This window comes from Mycobacterium syngnathidarum (assembly GCF_001942625.1).
GTDB lineage: Bacteria > Actinomycetota > Actinomycetes > Mycobacteriales > Mycobacteriaceae > Mycobacterium > Mycobacterium syngnathidarum.
Genome location: NZ_MLCL01000073.1, coordinates 121,405 through 140,829, shown reverse-complemented (window position 1 = coordinate 140,829; position 19,425 = coordinate 121,405). Strand labels below are relative to the sequence as shown.

The 19,425-nt window shown below is 61.5% G+C and carries 13 protein-coding genes and 1 pseudogene; 3 read left to right on the top strand and 11 right to left on the bottom strand.

Annotated features, from left to right (window positions below):
* Nucleotides 1–5: 5 nt before the first annotated feature.
* From BKG60_RS19475 to BKG60_RS32035, 4 genes and pseudogenes are all read right to left on the bottom strand, one after another.
* Nucleotides 6–1,856: pseudogene (locus BKG60_RS19475) on the bottom strand (type ISP restriction/modification enzyme); the annotation flags it as partial.
* A 273-nt stretch (nt 1,857–2,129) separates the two neighbouring features.
* Complete coding sequence (locus BKG60_RS19470) at nt 2,130–3,518, bottom strand: SMODS domain-containing nucleotidyltransferase (RefSeq protein ID WP_075909871.1); 1,389 nt, start codon at nt 3,516–3,518, stop codon at nt 2,130–2,132.
* A gap of 3 nt (nt 3,519–3,521) precedes the next feature.
* Nucleotides 3,522–4,667: an SAVED domain-containing protein gene (locus BKG60_RS19465; RefSeq protein ID WP_160109673.1), complete on the bottom strand. Its 1,146-nt coding sequence runs from the start codon at nt 4,665–4,667 to the stop codon at nt 3,522–3,524.
* A 104-nt stretch (nt 4,668–4,771) separates the two neighbouring features.
* Complete coding sequence (locus tag BKG60_RS32035) at nt 4,772–4,927, bottom strand: hypothetical protein (RefSeq protein ID WP_165688718.1); 156 nt, start codon at nt 4,925–4,927, stop codon at nt 4,772–4,774.
* Between the two features lie 354 nt (nt 4,928–5,281).
* On the opposite strand from BKG60_RS32035, the gene BKG60_RS19460 reads away from it, so the two are divergent.
* Genes BKG60_RS19460 through BKG60_RS19450 form a run of 3 tightly spaced genes read left to right on the top strand, consistent with a single transcriptional unit; the run spans nt 5,282 to nt 7,489 of the window.
* Complete coding sequence (locus tag BKG60_RS19460; RefSeq protein ID WP_075909870.1) at nt 5,282–5,812, top strand: sigma-70 family RNA polymerase sigma factor; 531 nt, start codon at nt 5,282–5,284, stop codon at nt 5,810–5,812.
* Nucleotides 5,809–6,486: a hypothetical protein gene (locus BKG60_RS19455; RefSeq protein WP_075909869.1), complete on the top strand. Its 678-nt coding sequence runs from the start codon at nt 5,809–5,811 to the stop codon at nt 6,484–6,486. Before BKG60_RS19460 ends, BKG60_RS19455 begins: the two co-directional genes overlap by 4 nt.
* On the top strand, nt 6,476–7,489 hold the full coding sequence (locus tag BKG60_RS19450) for an ImmA/IrrE family metallo-endopeptidase (protein WP_075909868.1): 1,014 nt from the start codon (nt 6,476–6,478) through the stop codon (nt 7,487–7,489). Before BKG60_RS19455 ends, BKG60_RS19450 begins: the two co-directional genes overlap by 11 nt.
* A gap of 33 nt (nt 7,490–7,522) precedes the next feature.
* On the opposite strand, the gene BKG60_RS19445 is transcribed toward BKG60_RS19450, so the two are convergent.
* The 7 genes from BKG60_RS19445 to BKG60_RS19415 form a co-directional block, all read right to left on the bottom strand.
* Complete coding sequence (locus BKG60_RS19445; protein ID WP_075909867.1) at nt 7,523–8,245, bottom strand: M48 family metallopeptidase; 723 nt, start codon at nt 8,243–8,245, stop codon at nt 7,523–7,525.
* Nucleotides 8,232–11,318, bottom strand: coding sequence for a type I restriction endonuclease subunit R (locus BKG60_RS19440; RefSeq protein WP_075909866.1), 3,087 nt, complete (start codon nt 11,316–11,318; stop codon nt 8,232–8,234). The genes BKG60_RS19445 and BKG60_RS19440 overlap by 14 nt, the downstream gene beginning before the upstream one ends.
* A complete protein-coding gene (locus BKG60_RS19435; RefSeq protein ID WP_075909865.1) occupies nt 11,315–12,481 on the bottom strand; it encodes a restriction endonuclease subunit S in 1,167 nt (388 codons plus the stop codon). The genes BKG60_RS19440 and BKG60_RS19435 overlap by 4 nt, the downstream gene beginning before the upstream one ends.
* Entirely contained in the window at nt 12,478–14,910 is a 2,433-nt protein-coding gene (locus tag BKG60_RS19430; protein WP_075909864.1) for a type I restriction-modification system subunit M, read from the bottom strand. Before BKG60_RS19430 ends, BKG60_RS19435 begins: the two co-directional genes overlap by 4 nt.
* A 138-nt stretch (nt 14,911–15,048) precedes the next feature.
* Entirely contained in the window at nt 15,049–15,465 is a 417-nt protein-coding gene (locus tag BKG60_RS19425; protein WP_235659767.1) for a hypothetical protein, read from the bottom strand.
* Nucleotides 15,459–17,606: a hypothetical protein gene (locus BKG60_RS19420; RefSeq protein WP_075909863.1), complete on the bottom strand. Its 2,148-nt coding sequence runs from the start codon at nt 17,604–17,606 to the stop codon at nt 15,459–15,461. Before BKG60_RS19420 ends, BKG60_RS19425 begins: the two co-directional genes overlap by 7 nt.
* The gene (locus BKG60_RS19415; protein ID WP_075909862.1) at nt 17,603–19,423 is read right to left on the bottom strand and encodes a hypothetical protein; all 1,821 of its coding nucleotides are present in this window, start codon (nt 19,421–19,423) and stop codon (nt 17,603–17,605) included. The genes BKG60_RS19420 and BKG60_RS19415 overlap by 4 nt, the downstream gene beginning before the upstream one ends.
* Nucleotides 19,424–19,425: the final 2 nt, after the last annotated feature.

Below are 19,425 nucleotides of genomic sequence, written 5' to 3'. Positions count from 1 at the left end.
GCGCTCTACTCCGCGCTCTCGGCCAGGCTGTCCACGATCTTCATCGTCTCGACCGCGACGGTGGTGACCTTGGCGATGAGATCGACGACGTACTTCGGGTCGTCGTGCTCATCGCACCAGTCGTTCGGGTCGTTGACGATGCCCGACGCCGAGTCGGCCTTCACCAGGTAACGGTCGATGATCCAGGCCAGCGCCGACCGCGAGCCGATCATGTACCGGTTCGCGATTTCCGGGATGCCGGCGATGGTGACCTTCGGGCTGTAGATCAGCGTCGTCACGTCGTCGACCCGCTTGCCTGACTCGGGGTCCTTCTTCTTGGCCCACTTCATCTTCTTGTCCGTCACGCGCCAGGTGTCGCGGTTGCCGGGATCGACGCCCGCTTTCACCTGGATGTCGAGCGGATACGGGTCGACGGTTTCGTAGCCGATGTGGAGGTGGCTCAATGCTCGGCCGGCGGCGGTGAGCTGCTCGAACCGTTCCTGGGATTCCGGCGTCGGGATGTGCGGCAGCATCTTCTTCAGGTCCGCCGCGAAGGTCTCCCGGTAGACGGGGTCGTGGAGCAGGCCGTAGACGTAGAAGAAGATGTCGTCCTTGGTGACCTGATCCCCGATCGCCTCCCGGTAGATGGCCAGGATCTCGTCGGTGATGTTGTCCACGCGCCGGTACCCGTACTTGTCAGGCTCATCGTCGCCGGTTTCGAAGTCCAGTGCGCCATCGGCAGCTGCGGACATGTACGTCCAGCGGGAGAAGAACTGACCACCGCTGCCAGCCCCGGTTAGGTGCCTGTCGGGGACGTGGTCGGACATGATCGCGGAGAACGGAACGCTCGATCCCGCGCCAACCACGTAGAAGCCGAAGTTCGAGTGATGCCGGGTCGGGAACATCGCCGGCAGTCGGTACACGCGGCAGTTCACCTGGCGGTCGAACGCAACGTGTTGTCGGCTGAAGGGGCGGTACACCGCGTCTACAAGAACGTCGTCGTTGTAAACCATCCGAGAGCCTGTGCCGAGTCCGGACTGGAGCCCACCGCCCCAGCTGATCTTGGTCGGGTCAGGGTCGATGAAACTGTCGATGCTTGCTTTCCGGTCGACCGCCGAGATCCTGCGTTCCTCACAAAACGCTTCGAAGGCGGCAAGTTGACTGTTGTAGAACGCGATCATGCTGCGCACGTTCGACTCGAGTCGCGCCATCGAGAAGTTGTAGACCCAAGGGTCACGGGCCGTTAGCAGTCCGCCCGAGTACTCGCCAAACACGCGGAGACCACCGTCCTTGTCGCCGATCGCCGGCCATCCGACGAAATCCCCGCTGCGCTGGTTGATCCAGTCGCCGTGCTCGTTCGGCATGATCGATTGCCACTCAACGGTTTCCAGATCGCCGGCCGCGACGATCTCCAGTTTCCGCTCGCGGGTCAGGTAGTCGCCGATGTCCCGGTACTGCACTTCACACGGCCCTGAGTGGTCGGGATCCTTCACGCCGATGAAGATGGCTACGGTGTTGCGGCTGCCGGACCCGAACACCTTGCCGCCCTCCTTGCGAGACAGCTCCCCGGAGGTGCGCTGGTTCCCGCGCAGGTTGTAGACGTAGACCCGGCTGTATTCGTCGGCCAGGGACAGCCGGACGCCATCGGCAGTGTTGCTATCGATCCACCCGCCGTTGGAGACGTACGCAACGACCCCGTGGTCGCCCACGCGGTCGGTGGCCCACCGGAACGCCCGCAGGTAGGAGTCATAGAGGCTGTTCTTCAATGTCGCCGTCGAGCGCTTCGCGTACGTGTCGGCGATCCGCTTGTCCAGCGTCGGGTACTTGAGGTTGGCATTGAGATCGTTCGCCGAGTCCTGCCCCGCCGAGTAGGGCGGTTCCGTACAAGGTTTCAGCGTGTTGCAGACGGCTCCCAAATCCATCCATTCGACGCACCGCACGGTGGCGAACGTCGCTAGGGCGTCGGTCCCCGCGGGTCCCAGATGGTGTGCAGGCACCGCGGCGCTGGAGCTGAAGCGCTCAGTTCGCTGACCTCTCGGTGCGAGAGTCCCCTGTTGGATGTCGTCGCAATTTCTTGGGGTCCGGGGCGGATCGTGGATGGTCGGACCGAAATCGCGGGGCGGGGCCTCTAACGACGACGCATGTCCTGACTATTCAATCGTCACGGTGTGGTGGTCGCTGGCGACTACCACACCATCTCGGATGACATAGGCTTCGACGTAGTGGCAACCGCGGTAGAGGGTTGATTCGGTGTGCGTGTTGCGGTCCTTGTTTCCTCCAACGCGGATCTGTCCGCGTAGCCCGCCGGGTACGCGGGCGGCTTCGGTTCCGTGGTTTCGAACCTTCCATAGCACTTTGTAGGGTTCGGGTGCGTCGGTGTGCAGGCGGAACTGCAGCTGTCTGCTCTTCGCGACTACCCGCCGCTTTCGCAGAAAGGTGCTGCGCGGCAAGTCCATAACTCTGGCTTCGATGGTTGCGCTGTAGCGTGGAGCACCGACCGGGTACCGGTCTTGGACAAATTCTTCGTCAGGTGCGATGTCGGCCGGCGATAGCACAGCGACGCGTGCGGCGAGGTCCCGGCTCACCTTGGCTGCCACAATATCGTTGCGGGTGGCCTTGACTTCGTCGGCTGCGAACTCGGGCCCGAACAGTTTCTGCCACGCAGTCAGAGCGGCCGCGTCGTCAACGCCCTGCAGGTCATAGGCTTCGCGTGCCCACCGGGCATAGTCAGAGATCTTCGATTTGAAGTTAGCGATGATGATCGGGTCGTCCCAGCGGTGGCTGAAGCTGACCCCGGGGCAGCTCGGGTCGTCCAGCGGCGGACTTCCGGCGTAGGTGGCCAACCAGGCGTCTAGTGCCTCCAGCAGATGCACGAGGGCGGTAGGAATATCGGAGTAGGCGCTCTGGGTGTCCCAGAATTGGATGCGCCCGCCAAGCATCACGGTCAGGATGACGGAGGGGCAACTGAACGTGTTCTTGAAGTCGCGCAGCCACTTCAGCAATCGGATGACCCGGCGCAGCTGGCCACCGCTGATGTCATCGCGCTCTTTCATCCAGTCTGCGAATCCAATGGGGTTGGTGTCTTCGAATACGTTGTCGCGGTAGCAGATAATGGCTTGGTTGCCGTTCTCGAGGGTGACGGCCGGCACGACGTCTACGTGGCAGTCGTTGGCGTAAGAGACACGCACACAACGGTTCTTCCGCTCCAACTTGTCCTTGTATTGGCTGCTGCGCTTGAACGCAGCCCGGACCTGTTGCAGATACATCTTAGGGTTGTCGTTCCACTCCGGAACGTTCTCCAAGTGCAGCAGAATGTCGGCGTCAAACTCGTCGTACGCGGTGACCGGATTGATGATGGTCCGATGGGCCCACGAACCTTGCGGCAGGTGCTCCTTGTACCGGCCGCCCATCTCACCGTCCCTCTTGAACGCGTTGGTAATCGCCGCGACACGCGCGTCGAGTTGGTCGAGACGGTAGGGCTTCAGATTGACAGTGGTCTGAAGAAAGGCATGGAAGTGGGCGTCGAAATCAGTGGGCATGGGTTATACCTCCAAGGCCCGGCGGTAGCCCTCACCGGTGCGGTCGTAAGTGATGATGGTAGGCCGCAAATTGGCGGACTTGAGGATGCGCCCGAAGGCGAGTGCACCTGACAGGGGCAACGCCCCGAACAGGTGAAGAGTGCGCAAGTGTTTGTGTGTCGCTTCCAGATTGGTGAAGTATGTCCGTACCGCGGCGACGTATCGGGCAAGGATCTCGGGGTGAGCGAAGATGTCCTCCGCGGGTTGGTCGGTAGATGTCAAGGTCCAGACCGGCAACCCACGAAGATGATCGGGGAGGTCGCTCGAAGGCGTTGTCCCGGAGAGATTGGTCACCAGGACACCCTCTGAGGCAGAAGACCCGCAGTCGATGACCGACACATGGAAATCGGTTCCTGGATCATCGTTTTGGGGCCACATCCACGAATCGGTGGATCGATGCCGTTGGTAGATGTCCAGCGGCACCCCATCGTCAAGCTTGGACCCTAAGTAGATCAGCAGCGGCAGGCGGGCGATCGCGAAGATGCTCAGGTGCGAGATATCGCCGTTAACGAGTCCCGGTCGTATCCGATGATCGACTGCGCTGTCGATCGCGGCGATGGCCAGGTTGTAGTAATCAGCGGTTAGCGGGTGCTCACCTGGCAGTCTCTGCAGGTCGATCTCGACACCTTGGCGGTCGTAGGACTCCAGGAAATTCGGGAATCTCTGTGCGTGGCGGATGACAGCCTCGGCCGCCGCGGCCCGTGGGAGTTGCATGACGTCGCCACGAATATCGCCGGCCATGCGCACGATCGCGGTGCGCTTGTCCTTCAGAAGATCGGTTTGCGTGCGGATGTCAGCCTCGTGCTCACGTTTACGATGCCTGAGGAAGGCAACATCAAGCAGCCCTGCTGCCTTTTGCTGATCGATCTCGGTATGACATCCCGAGCATGCCAGCATGATGTTGTCCACGTCGTCCCGTTGGTCGACGGGGAGCGGATCAAGGCCGCGGGGCGACTTCATCGAGTGGACGGCGCCGACGATGTGTGCGCCTTCCCCGAGTGGGACTTCGCTGCTGCTCAGGCCACCCTCAAGGAGATACTTCTTGCAGAGTGTGCAGCGGCCTCCAGCACGGACCCATAAATTGCGGCGGTCAAGATCGCTGAGCGCCATAGGCAAATGCCTCCTCGGGGCTAGAAGCGGGTGGCGTGTTTGGACCGCGCCGAGTCGCGTTCGGCTCGCCGGCGGCAGGCCCATGCCGCCGCCGGCGAGTACGGCTACTTCTCGTTGCGCACTCCCTTGTGCTGATGCGGACTGCCATTCAGGATTCGCCCAGTGGTGGTGTCGCGCTTGAACCACGTCTGGCCGACCTTGAATTCGCTGCGACCCTTAACCGCACCTGCACGGTGGCCGCGCCCAGTGTTCTTCGCCATGATGCTTCACCTCCTCCCCGAGGAGGCCGCGACGATCGAGCTGCGACATGTCCTCACTCGGTAGTCGATGCAGCAGGCAGCAGAGTTAGCGCACGGCGGACGTCGAAATCTCGCCGTCGCGGTGCCCCTTGACGGGCCACCGCGCAGGACGGCGCGCCATCGCAAAACCCGGTTTCGCATCCGGCTCTTCGCTTCGGCCCATACTGGCCATTACCTGCATTTCTAACGCGCCGACTGGCTGTGTCGACTACATGTTGAAAGCAGGATGCAGGTCGAGCTGTTAGCTCAGCCGTCGATGGATTAGGAGGTGGGCATGGCGTTCCACAACGCTGAAGGCTCATCAGGGCAGACCGGATGACGCCCGGTCATCCAGACTGGGCGGCCCTGTACCAGAAGCATCGCGATGCGATGTACAGGGTCGCCGCTAAGGTTCTGCGCGAAGCCGGGCTTGCCGACCACGCTGAGGATGCAGTACAAGCGGCAATGGTCTCACTGATGAATACACCACCGCCAGGAGTCGTCAGTTGGGAAGCGATGTTAGTGAAGACCACGCAGCGGCGTGCGCTCGACATCCTCGGCTCCGCCGTAGTCCGCCACGCCGGGCCACCGCTTGCCGAAGAACATGATTTCGCGGACCCCGAGTCTCACGTCGAGGACATCGATGAGATTCTCGACCGGCAACGGCTGGCAGTACAAGTGACGCACCATTTCTCGCTGCTGAACGACCAACAGCGCCACGTGGCATGGGAGTACGTCGCACGGGGCCGCCCCCGACAGGAGGTAGCCACCGATCTGGGTGTGACGCCAGCACGCGTCAGTCAGATTGCCACCGCGGCGATCCAGATACTGAGGGAAGCCATGGATTTGACGGGAGGGAGCAGATGACCAACGAAGAACGCGACAGAATTCTGCAGGACTTCCTGGAATCCGAGTCGCGCCACGACATTGAGTCCGTCATTGCGGCGTGGCCCGAGTCGAATCGCGCCGAGATCGCGTCCCTCATGGAGGTGGCAGACCTATTGTGGGAGGCAGGGCACGACGCACCTCCGTTAGAGGCTGATCCGGTCGCTGCCATGCTCGGACTGATCCCAGACCCACATGTTGGCTTGGACTCTCGCGCCATGTCGCGCGCCCGAAAGAATGCGAAACTGAAGACCAGCGACGTCGCTGAGCGACTGCGAACTCGCGGTTGGGACATCGCTGTCCGCGACGTATTCCAATGGGAAAACCAGACACTCTCCCACCTGGCACCAGCACTGATCAGGGCAATCGCGGAGGTCATCGGAGTCCTCCCAGAGCAACTCACGGTAGACCGAGGTTCTTCGGCAGGCTCTCAAGTATTCGCTTCAACCATCCAGTCCGCTCGCTTCGAGAACCTGGTGCGACGGTGGGCGCGGCTCCAAGGTGTGTCGCATGCGTTGGCATCATCAGCACTGCAATCACGCATGCTAGCCACTGTTCATCGCGGTGATCGGCCGGATGAAGAGCAGATGTTGCAATCCCTTGATTCCCTGATCGCCGCGATGGAGGAGGGCCAGAATCCCAACCATGGAGCTTGACCGCGCGACGGAATTGGCGCTGGGCGCACTTGAGACGTCCACCGCCATAAGATTCGCCACCGACCCCATCGGAGTTCTTCGCGAGGACTTGGACCTGAAGGTCCAACCCGTTGACCACCTCACCCAACGACGAGACGACGGTGGGGCCTGCGATGGAGTTTCGTATCTCCAGGACGGCGTTATCCTCTATGCGCCAACAAGTTCGAGTAAACGGGAGAACTTCACTCTCGCGCACGAACTCGCGCATTGGCTCATCGAACAGCAGGAAGAGCTGTATGACTGGCTAGCCGACCAAGACGAACCACAACGGATGCTCGAAACACTGTGCGACAGAATCGCCCAACGCCTCTTGCTACCACAGTCGCTGATCGATTCTGTCGTAGGTCGAGGACCCGTCCGTGCCACTCACGTGCTCGAAATGTACAACCGTAGTAATGCTAGCCGCCCGGTCTGTGCCATTGCACTGGCCAAACGCCTTACCTGCTGTGGTTCCGTGCTTCTGGCCGATAAGGTGAGCGCCACCGTGACGTATGCCAGTGTAAGACCTGACGTCGAGGAAGGTTGGCCGAACGCATTCCCGTGGCCGGGCAGCGCTGTCCCCGCCGGGCACCCGTTCCTCAGCATGCCCCCGACAGGTGGGTGGACAAGACGCACCTATTGGAAAGCGCCATGGGGCACCCGGCGCGAGTACTACGCGGACGCAGTCTGCGAGGGTAACCGTGTCATCGCGGTTCTGGCTGACATCGATCTCTGGAACGCCGAACAACTCCACATTGACGAACCCCATAAATTCGACCGAAGGCCGTCATCTCAGATCACGTGCTGTGGCCGCACCGTGACGGTTCGGGGCTATCCGTGCGATGAATGCGGGCAACACTTCTGTCCTACTTGCAAGCGATGCAATTGCGATCGGCGCGCTGCGCGTGAAGGAACCTGCAAGGGCTGCTTCATACGCATCCAACAGCATCTATTGGTCGATGGATTGTGTGAAAACTGCCGCTAGGCTAGTCCGGCTCACCCCATTCTCGCCCGGCCGTTACTCCCACTTCTCATCGGCGAGCGGAGCATCATTGAGTTGATCGCGGCGCGCCCGCCAGTCGGGCATCGCGTCATCCATCAGCTTGGTGAATCGTTCGCCGTGGTTGCGCTCGAAGTAGTGCATCATCTCGTGAACGACGATGTACTCCAAGCAGTCCGGATGTTTCTTGGCGAGCTCGACATTGAACGTCAGCCGTCGAGTTTCGCGGTTGCAGGTCCCCCATTTGGTGCGCATGCGACGGATGATCCAGTCCGGCACCCGTGTGTCGAGCTTTGACTCCCAGGTCGAGATCAAACCGGGGATCACCTCGCGCAACTGCGTCCGGTACCAGGTGTCGAGAACTGTGCGGCGCTGCTCGGCGTCACGGTCAGACGACACGTACAGGATCAGTCGATCACCATCGATCTCCACGTGGGCACGGCCCGGCCGCTCAACGACTTTGAGTCGGCGGCGCACACCCCAAACGTAGTGGGATTCTCCGGTGACCATCTCGCGCTCAGACTGCCGTTCGGTCGAACGGAGTTGCGCACGTTGGCGTTTGATCCATGGCAACCGTTGGATGACAGCGAGACGCACTTGGTCGTCGTCGAGCCGCCGTGGTGCCGCCACACGCACACGGCCCATCGGTGGATAGACACCGATGTGCAGGTTCTTGATGTCCTTGTAGATCACGTCGATGTCGATGCCGCGGACGGTGAGGTAGGCGTTAGCGGTACTCATCGCGCGCCTTCACCAGGTCAAATAGTTCATCGAGACGGTCGAAACCCTCGGGCAGTGTGCGGCTGATCGCCCGCTTGACGACCTTCTCCTTCATTGTGTTGCCCACCCAGTCGTGCGGCTTGCTAGTCAGGATCGCGGTGTCCACCCGGATGGGCATCGTCGGGTCGGGCCACCCGAAGTCGATCAGGGCGCGGCGTGCGCCGTTGTCGGCCCAGTCGGGGTATTTGGTGTCGGATTCCTTACTGCCGAGTTTCTTGGCGGCGTCGAGCAGCTTGGCCAGGAACTCCCGGTAGTCGATGGCCTGCTGGCGGCGCTGTTCAATAATGGCGTCGAGCAGCTCACTCATCTTGTCGTAGTACTTCGGGTTCATTGCGTGCTCGTCGATGATCACCTTGCGCATGTTGTTGGTGATCGTCTCGGCGACCGCCTCGGGGTCGTTCTTGATCCCGGCCGGTAGCTTATCGACTGCTCCCGCACCGAGTTTCACGATCAGATCGATCAGGCCGGACTCCTCGAAATTGGACACAACTTCTGAGGCGCCGGCCTGGATGTAGGTGTCAAGCAGGAACCGCATGCCGGCTTCGTACTGCTTGAAGTCGACGTCTTCGCCTGCCCCGAGCTTCACCTCAGCGCGTACGTCAACGTAGAGCGCGATCTCGGACCTGATCGCCTCGGCCTCGACCGCGGTGTAGCCAGCGGCGGTCATGTCGTTGGCGAGGTTGGCGTAGGCACGGGTGACGGCGGCCACCGACTTGTACAGCTCGACTCGCTTGGGCTCATTAGCCTTGAGCTGTTCGGCGTTGCCCTGCTCCGTAGCGCAGAAGTAGTGCTGGTACTGCAGCGTATTCTTCGGTGGTGCAACGGGTTCGACGAGGGCGCGGACACGTTCGAGGGCTTCATCGAGGTTCTCGCGCGCCTTCTCGATACGATCGGACAGCAGCCCTTCGATGTCTTTCTTCTCGTAGCCATCCAGTGCACCCGAGGTGTAGTCGGTGATCGCGTCTTCCAGCGAATTGAACAGATCCTGGTAGTCGACGATGTAGCCGTAGTCCTTGTCGTCGCCGTCGAGGCGGTTGACGCGGCAGATGGCTTGGAAGAGGCCGTGGTCGCGCATCTTTTTGTCGATGTAGAGGTAGGTGGCACTGGGTGCGTCGAAGCCGGTGAGCAGTTTGTCGACCACGATCAGCAGGCGCATCTGGCCGGGGTTCTCGATGAACTGCTTCTTGACTGCTTTCTCGAACTCTTCGACCTTGCCGACGGCGGCGTCTTCGGGTTCGTCGAAGTAGTCGGCCAGCATCTTGCGGTAGATGTCGTACTGGCGGATCTTCTCGGTTTTGCCTTCGCCGGAGTCTTCTTTGGCGATGTCGCCGGCATTGGGGGTGTAGCTGGTGACGATGGCGCACTTGCCCTTGAAGCCGGCGTTGCAGAACAGCTCGTAGAACTTGCAGGCCTGGTAGATGCTAGAGCCGACGAGTATGGCGTTGCCGCGCCTGTCCATCAGGCGGGGCTTGGTCTCCATGTCGAGCAGGATGTCGTTAACGATCTGCTTGGCGCGTGGCTCACTGGAGACGACCTTTTGCATGGTGCCCCAACGCTTTTTGAGCTCAGCCTTGGACAGATCCGTCATCCCCTTGGTCTTGACCTCGAACCACCTGTCGACCTGCTCAGGCGACATCAGATCCTGGTCGATGTTGCGGGCCTCGTACTGCAGGTCGAGCACGACGCCGTCGGCGACGGCTTCGTCGAACTTGTAGGTGTGGATGAACGAGCCGAAGGTTTCGATGCTGGTGGCCTTGTCGGCCTTGAGCAGCGGGGTGCCGGTGAAGCCGATGAACATCGCCTCGGGCAGCAATGCCTTCATGGCGGTGTGCATTTTGCCGGACTGGGTACGGTGGGCCTCGTCGACGAAAACAAAAATATTGCCCTTGGCCTTAAAATCTGTTGGCACACTTGCGCGAAGCTCTTTGATGAACTCGGCGGTCGCCTCGTCGTCTTCGGTATCCTTGTCGGCTGCCCGGAACTTGTGCACGAGGGAACAGATCAGCCATTCCTCGCTGGCGTTGAGGGTGCTGATCAGGTCGGCACCGCTCGTCGTGCGGTAGATCTGCTCGTTGACACCGTTGAACACCTTCTCGATCTGATCGTCGAGTTCGGTGCGGTCAGTGATCAACAGCACCCGCGCATCCGGTTGGTTCTCACGAATCCACTTGGCCAGCCACACCATCGTCAAGCTCTTACCTGAGCCTTGGGTGTGCCAGATGATGCCGCCCTCACGCTTGGCGATGCGCGCCTGCGCGGCTTTGACACCGAAGAACTGGTTGTGACGCGGCCCCTTCTTCACGCCCGCATCGAAGACGAAGAAGTTATGGATCAGTTCGAGTAGACGCGGCTTGTTGCACATCTGCAGCAGTGCCCGATCGAGTGGATCCTCGACGTCGGACGGTTCTTTCCATTCCAGCCAGTACTTTTCCGGTGTGTTGATGACGCCGTAGCGCAACCCTTCAACATCGTTGCCGGCGAAGACAAACTGCACGGTCGAGAAGAACGAGCGGATAAACTCCGGCTTTTGGTTGCCGATGGTCTGCCGGATACCTTCGGACAGAGCAACTTTGGAGCGTTTGAGCTCCAGGGTCGCGAGCGCAAGCCCGTTCACGTACAGCACCACATCGGGGCGCTTGGTGTGGTGTCCCGCAATGGTGACTTCTTCGGCCACGACGAAGTGGTTCGCGTCGGGGTTCTTCCAGTCGATCAGCCAAACGGTCTCGGTCTGTTCGCCCACGCCGGGCTTGACCTTCACGCCGTAGCGCAGCAGGCCGTAGACGTCGCGGTTCGCCTCGTAGAGGTCATGGCCCGCGCCGACCGCGGCAGCTTTACCGAGCTGGTCGAGGGCACGGTTGATCAGGTTGTCGTCGTAGCCGCGCGCCCGCAAGTTCTGCGTCAGCAGCTCAGTCTCGACGTTCGAGTTGCCGTCACGGTGCGCCCAGTTGCCGAGATAGTCGTAGCCGAGCTGGTCGCGAAACAGCGCCACCACGCGGTTCTGGGCTCTGCGTTCGGCCTGCCCTACATCACTCATGACGCAGCCTCTACAGGCAGTCGCGTGCGGCCGGTGAGAAGCTGCTGCATCATGCCGGCCTTTATGGCACAAGCCTTAAGCAATCGCGTCTTGAGAGCTCCGATCTCAGTATCGATGTCGCCGAGCGCTGTAGCGATGGCCTGCTGTTCGCCGATCGCCGGCAGTCTCACGTGGTATGCCCCTCTGATTACGCTGGGGTGAGCCTTGAGAGTGTAGTCAAAATGAAGCTGAGAATGAAGTGCCTGCAGCTGGTAGGCGAGGAATGGAACGCTAATCGAGTTTGAGAGCACCCGCATATAGCCACACACGTTGGTGACCGAAAACTTGTGGCGCGGTCGATAGAAGAAGTGGCCGCCTCCATCTACGGACCAGGTGATCAGTTCCTCGTCGAACATGTACCGGCCATAAGTACCGAACAGTCCGTGATTATGCACCGACGACGAATAGATTGGATACGCCCCCGGTGAAGCGGCGATATCCAGCTTTGAGATAACCTTCCCGCGAAATAGCTTGAGCTTGCCCATATTCTCTAGATCACCGAGCGTCTCAGTGCGCCACGGTTCGCTGAAACCGGGCAAGCGTGTCCGGCCGGTCAGCAGCTGCTGCATCATGCCCTGTTTGATTGCCTGCTTCTTGGCGATAAGGCATTCGAGGGTGGCGACGAGATCGTCGGCATCCTGCAGCGCCACAGCAATACCGTGTTGTTCATGTGATACGGATGGGATCGGCAACAGCTGATCAAGAACGTCGGAGCGCGATAGGCCCGGGATTAGACCCGCTGACGCTTCTTTGATACTCCCAGAGTTCTGTTGCAATGAATAGTACAGAAATCGGGCATCCCAATTTCGGGGACGGATTGCCATCAACTGCCGACTGATGCAGTATTCCTGATCGGCCCGCACCAAGGATCCAGCTCCCGATCCTTTGACCGTCAACAGGATGTCACCTGCTTGGCACATTTTTGTCGGCCGGGTAGTAAACTTTGTTTGGCTAATCACCCCGTGCGGAAAGTCGGCGGGCCCGGTCAGATACGCCATACCTTCGCCACGGGTATTCACATCCCGCGCCATCACATGTTGCCCTGAGATCAGGTTTACGTCATCGGCAAGTTTCCGAGCCTCCCACGAGCCGATTGAATGGAAAGCATTCTCAGAGATCGTCATCGGCTGATCCCCATCGCAGCAAGATGAGCTGCGACCTTGGCCTCAAGTTTGTTGAGTTCAGCATCGATGTCGTGGACCGTCGCCGCGTAACGCTCGCCGAGCTGTTGTATACGTGCAACCAGACCGAGCGTCAGGGCTTCAACTTCACTTGCGACGCGGCGCATGACGACGGCTTGCCACTTGGCGTCGAGCACGAGCGTCTTGACGTCGTCCTCGGTGAGGTCGCCGTACTTCTTGAGTGTGGCGAGGTCGAGCTTAGCCTTGGCGTCTTTGACTGACTTCTTGGCTGCAGCTTCGGCGTCATACAGCACGCCAGCGTGCTTCAGTGCCTTGATTTCGTCGGGATCGCCGCCCACCTTGATTGCCTTCAGGCGTGCGGCGACAAGCGCCTTAGAGATCTTGTCGTCGTCCATGGCGTCTGCGAGTAGTCCGTCTTCGACGGCGTGTTCTTCGGTGTACTCCTCGACCGCATGGGTGGCTTCTTCCGCTGTTGCGATGAGGTTGTCAAGCTGCGCCTGTTCGTCGGCGAAATAGCGGGCCACGATGAGCGTCGGCGGGATGAGGTCCATCTTGTACTTGGTGGCGCTGCGACCGGAGCCGACCACCAGGTCGGGTGTCTCGGAGAGCTTGCGCTCCTTGTCCTCAATGGCCTTGCGCGGCTTGGCTGCACCCTGCCAGCCGTCGGCCATGATTAGGTAGACGTCGTCGTGCATTGTGTCGTGCCAGTAGGTCATGAGCTGTTCGTAGACGTCGTACTCGTCGAGTAGCGGTACCGGCTTGAAACGTGCGAGCAGGTCGTCGCCGATGGTGGCGATGAGCTCGTTCGGAGTCGTGTCGGGGGTGATACCGGCCAGGGTGTCGCGGTACGTGGTGAACCAATCCCCGACGATCCCGGTGGCTTCGTCCCGGAGCTTCTGGAAGCCGGGTGCGTCGAAGATGGCCTGCTGCACGGCGCTGACGTCGATGGCGAGCTCGCTGTAGCCGGTGCGGTTCGGCGTGAAGATTTGGCTGCGGAGCTGAGGCAAGGCGTCCCAATAGCTTTGGAGTGCGTCGAGGTCGCGGTCGGGGATTCCGCCGTGCAGGTGGGCGGACAGGTCCTGCAGGTCCTCGGGCTCGGATGAGTCGATGTAGCGCGGGATGTTGAGGTTGTAGTCGTTCTTCGGGTCTGCGATCTCGCTCATCGGCACGATGCGCGAGTAGCGGTCGATCTCGATCTGCTTGTTGAAGGTGTCGACGATCTTGTGGATGTCCTGGCTACGGAGGCGGTTCTTGTTGCCGTCCTTCATGAAGCCCCTGGAGGCGTCGATCATGAAGACGCCCGTGCGTCCTACCGCGTTCTCTTTGTCGAGGATCACCACGCAGGCCGGAATGCCGGTGCCGTAGAACAGGTTTGTCGGCAGGCCAATCACGCCCTTGATGAAGCCACGCTTGAGCAGATTGCGCCGAATGGTGGCCTCGGCGTGGCCGCGGAACAGCACACCGTGCGGCAGGATAATCGCGGCTTTGCCGGCGCTCTTGAGCGAAGTGAGGGCGTGGAGAAGGAAGGCGTAGTCGCCGTTCTTCTCCGGCGGGCGTCCGTATTCGAACCGGCCGTAGTCGTTCTCGAGACCGTTGTTCCACGCCTTGTCGGAGAACGGCGGGTTCATGACGATGTAGTCGAAGGTCCGCAGGTGGTCGCCCTTGGTGAACTTCGGGTTGGTGATGGTGTTGCCTTTTTCGATCTCGGCGATCTCGTTGCCGTGCAGGATCATGTTCATCTTGGACAGCGCCCAGGTGGCATTGTCCTTCTCCTGGCCGTAGATCGTCATACCGCGTGGTGCCTCGGCGGCAGCCTTGAGAAGCAGCGAACCGGAACCACACGCGGGGTCGTACACGGTCTGGTCCTGGCGGGTGTTCGGCCCGATCCCGACCACTTTGGCGAGGATGCGGGAGACCTCAGCGGGGGTGTAGAACTGACCCTTGCTCTTGCCGGACTCGGTGGCGAAGTGGCGCATCAGGTACTCGTAGGCGTCGCCGAGCAGGTCGTCGCCCTCGGCTCGGGAACCGCGGAAGTCCAGGTCGTTGAAGATGGTGACCAGCTTGGAGAGGCGGTCCTGCATCTCCTTGCCCTTGCCGAGCTTCTCCTCGGCATTGAAGTCGGCCTGGTCGATGACATTGCGCAGATCGTTGGCCTCGGCCAGCCGGGCGATGATCTTGTTGAAGCGGTCGCCGATCTCCTTGTCGCCCTTGGCGGCGAGCATGTCGTCGAACGAGCCGCCGGCGGGTACCTCGATGAGGCTGTTCGTGTCCGTCTTGGCCTTGTCTGAGACGTACTTCACGAACAGCAGCGTCAGGATGTAGTCCTTGTACTGGCTGGCGTCCATGCCGCCACGGAGCTGGTCGCAGCTTGCCCACAGCGATGAGTACAGATCCGACTTCTTCAACGCCACCTGGTGCGCTCCTTGTCCCACGATTCCTGCCGGGCGGGTTCTGATGCGTACCCGCCCTTGCCCGACAAGTCTGTCAGCATCGAGACCATTTCTGGGCAAGTCGGGCCACACGCGCCCCGCACACCGGTGGACATGGCGTCATGAGCTATTGCCGGTTCGCAGCGGTACGACGCTGCGCAGGTCCAGACCGCCTGATCGGAGCTGCCGGTTCTCCAGCGCCAAGACCTGGATGATCCGCTCCAGCTGATGAACCGTCGCGGTGAGTGCGGTCACGTCGGCGGTGAGCGCTTTGATGCGATCCTGCGCGTCGGCCTTCTCTTGACGCAGCGCCACCTGGATCGGCGGCTCAGCGTTGGTGCTGGCGATCCTTGCGCGGAACTCGTCTTGGAGGTCGGTGTGCCGGTGGGTGAGGAGCCATCGTTTGACGCGCGCCTCCTCGGCAAGGGACTTCACCGTGAGTTTGCCGTCGGAGTGCAGCGTCTTGCCGGCGATGAGTCGGTCCATGGCGTCGCGGATCGCGCGGCGCACCCGGTCGTCAGCCTGATCGGTCAGCACGGCTTCTCGTTGTTTTGATGCTCGTCCACGATGGCTTGGAGGGTAGTGATGCGTTGTTCGAGCCGACCGCGTAGCGGTATCGGCGTTGTGGGAGAGGCAATTTCGGCCTGGTGTTGAGCGATGGCGTCCCGGATTTGGGTGACGTTCTGGTCGGTTCGGGCGATGTTGCCGCATCCGGTTTGGCAGTGAGAGACGTCAGGGGATCGCAGTTCGTTCGCCGTGACCTGCCGGTCGGGGTGGCACAGGGCCTTGGACTGGTCGTAGCAGCAGGTGACGAACTGTTGCGGGTTGTCGTAGATGCGCAGTTGGGGGTTGGCGCGCAGGGCAGCTGCCTGCTTGTTGCTCATGTAGCGGCCGCGGAACTGCCGGTCGAAGAGGTGGATGGCTTGGGCGTATCGGTCGGCGGCCGGGCCGCTGACCTGTTCACCGTTTTCGAGGCGTTGATTGGCGTCTTCGAGGTAGTCGGCTCGGGCGAGGGCTTCCTCCATGGGGAAGACGTCTCGGAGGCCGCTGGCGACCCGTGAGCCGTAGCCGTCGGTGGTGTAGCCGCGCAGGTGTCCGTACTGAACGCCAAGGGCCACTCGGCCGCCAGGCTTGCGGTAGATGAACCAGGCCAGTGTTCGCCGGAACCGCTTGACGGTCACAGCTTCCTCGGGATCAGCGGGGATCACCTCGTGAGGACGTTCGAGCCTCACGGCGGCGCGATTGCTCCAATCGATCAAGTCCTGGATTCGGTCCCGAACCATCCGGGCGTGCACGGCCTTTCCCGCGTTGACGCCGCAGGGCCACAGCGAGAACGCGTCGATCGGAAACAGAAGTTGCGAGGTGGGATTCAGTGCTTCCATCACGGCGACGGCTTTCGCCACCGGCGCGATGGCCAACCAGGGTTGTTCCCGTTCGACTCCAGCTGGTAAAGCGTTGCCCGACTTATCAAGTGCACCTTTGAATGTTCTGCCGTGAATGCGGTAGGTGAGTTGCCCGGTCGCGGGGTCGGCGGTATGGGTTCGGCAGCAGCCACGCTGCAATGCGCGGCACTCCTCCCCGCGCATCCCGGTCAGGTAAGCGACGACCACGAAAGCAGCGGTCGCCAGGTGACGGCCGAGCTCCTCGACCTCGTAGAAGCCGATCGCCGCGGTCCAGCCCTTCCCGTCGACGGCCCCTGTGATCGGCATGGGTAGCTGTGCTTCGTCGCTGGCGCGCAGGCCGGCTATCGGCCAGTGCGGATTCATCATCATTGTTTCTTCGGGAGACAGGCCGAGCTGCCAGCCGATGAATCCCTTTGCCAGAGAACGCATGTGCGGCCTATTGGAAGCCACCCACCCGGGCACCGTCTGTGACTCCTGGCGCCGCTGTTCGACGTACGCGCGGAACCGTTGATAGGGCGTGAGGGCCTGGAAGCTCGGCGGGACATCGCACGGTGTTGCTTTCAGCGTCTTGGCGGCGAGGATGTCGTCGCTGAAGTCGGTGACGAAGCGCAGCGCCCAGACGAGAAGGCCGGCCATCGTTTGCGGGTGGATGGGGGTGGTCTTGTTTTCGCTAGACCAGTTGGCGGGGCCGAGCACCGAGGTGCGTCCGATATGGCTGTTCTCCCATGGTGGGCGTGCGAGGCGGTCGGCTTCGGGGAGGTAGGGGGCGTAAAGCCAGGCACGGGTGACGGCGAAGAGTATGTTGCCCACGTTCTCGCGTGAGCCGCGGTGTCGTTTGAGGTGCTCGGCATATTCGTCGTAGATGTCATCGGTGACGGCGCTGAACTCGTGAATGTCCTTCTCTGCCAGCCACGTCATCCATTGCCGCAGGAATCGCGCGAAGATGCACACCGTTGCCGGCGCGAGCTGGCTACGCGCCGCAGAGGAGCGCTCCAGATCCTCGACCGGTGTCGGCTTGTTGACGCTCGCCCAGATCAGTCGCTTGGCGGTAGCGACATAGCGCGGCGGGAAGGTGTCGAAGACAATGCTCAACGTGCCCGCCACGGTCTGCTTCTGCACCAGCGGCGTGAGATCCCAGCGGTTGTCGCCCACGGTGGAGAGATTTCCTCGCAGTGCTTCAGGCACGCGCTCGATGTCGGCGATGACCGGTCCGGCGTCGTCAAGTTCGAGTTGACCAGTCTGTTGTGGCCACGAGTTGGCTGCTGCGGTGCTCACGCGTCGAGGTTCCTTCCGATGAGCGCGGTGACGACATCGCGGTCAGCGTCGGTGATGTGGCGGCGGGCATCGCCGATCTCGGCGTTGGTTGCGTTCTTGTCGAGAATCGCCCGCAGTCGGGCGTAGTGGTCTCGGTAGTCCGTCTCCCACCGGGCCGGCGCAACGAGGGTGGCGACATTGTCGAGGGCATCCAGCAGTGTGACCAGGCGCGGTAGATGCGCGGGGGTGATGACGGCGTTCGTGCAGGTAAAGCAGGCGAAGAATGAGGCCGGGCACGGTTCGCCCGCGGTGGCGGCGAACGGGCTGTTCAAGAAGTCGGTGCACGCGGTGGTGGCGGTGTCGAGGTCTCCGGCAAGCAGCAGCTTCAGTGTCGGCACCGGGATACCCAGCTGTGTCGCGGCGGTGTCCGGATCTCTGCGGGCTGCAGTCACTTCGGCGGCACTCAGCGAGCGGATCGCGACCGTGGCTTTGGCGTGAGCCACGGCATCGGCCTGTCCATCGATGATCGTGTCGGCGGCCCCTTCTGCGGTGGCCGGGTCTTGGCTGCGGTAGGTGTCTTCGCTGACGGATTCGCTGTTCTGCCGGGCATGTTGGTTCAACACCTGCTCGGACAACCGTAGCCGTCGCAGACTCACCCGCAAGGGTGTGCCGTCGTCTGCCAGCAGGCTGGCATCGGACATGTAGTGATCGCCGATGCCCGCGGTCAACCATTCCTGCCGGAACGGGCCCTCGTTGGTGAGGTTCTTGTGCCGGTGGGCGATGAGCAACTTTTCCGACGGGGTTCCGATTGCAGCGAGTGCGGTGCGGCATGGCTCGGTCAAGCGGACTGCGTTCTCCCAGAGCTTTCCGGCCTCGCCGACGAGGATTTCGGCGCTGTAGCGCTTGGTTCCTCGTCTCGGTTTGTCGGTGTTGACGGTGTATACCGAGTCTTCACCGGCACCGTCGGATGCTCTGAACGACGTCACGGTGAGGTTGTCCATGACGGAGAGGTTGAATCCTCGCTCGCACACGAGAAGGACCATCAGGCAATAGATTTCTCTTATCGAAGGGAACAGTGCCTGCGCCGGGTTCGACACGCCAGCCAGGTCGAAGCAGCCCTTCAATACCACCCGGTTGGCGAGGTACTGGGAGGGAAGCATCCCGTTTCGCGATAGATACTCCAGCAGGGATCCGGTGCTCCACCGCGCCCCGCCGATATTGAAGGTGATCCCGTCACCGACATCACCAAACTCGCGGTACTGGTGCAGCCGCTCGGTGTTGGTCCGGATCCTGCGGAGCGCTTGACGGACCTCGCCCTTGGCGGCACTGCGGATCCGCCCGAACTCGTCGCGACTATACGAATCATTCTCCGGCAAGCGTTTCCGGGGCTTCACAGCCTTCGCGCGCATCGCCTTTCGTGTGGTTTCGGGAAGTCGCGGCGACTCCGATAGCACCGCCCGCATGAGATTCACTTGCCCCGGCCAACGGGCCTGGCTTTCCTTGACAGTCCGCCACGCCCACCACACCTCGGGCCCGAAATCGGCGACCGAGTGGACCTCAGGAAACTCCGCACCCAGGTAGGTGATGAGTTGCCGCACGGCACTTACCGCCGCATCAACGGTAGCCAGTGTGCGCCAACGACCACCGGATTGAGATCCGTTCGCCAGTGCGGTGACCAGGTCGTCGATCAGTTCGGAGGGACCGTGGACGTCATCGAATGAGAATGTCCGTGTGCGTCCCGCCTCGTCGGTGAAACAGAGCTGCCGAAGCTCGGCGTCTACCGGGTTGGGTCGGGCGTACTTGCCTGCCGGGAGTGCCGCTGCCCTACGCGAAGCCACCG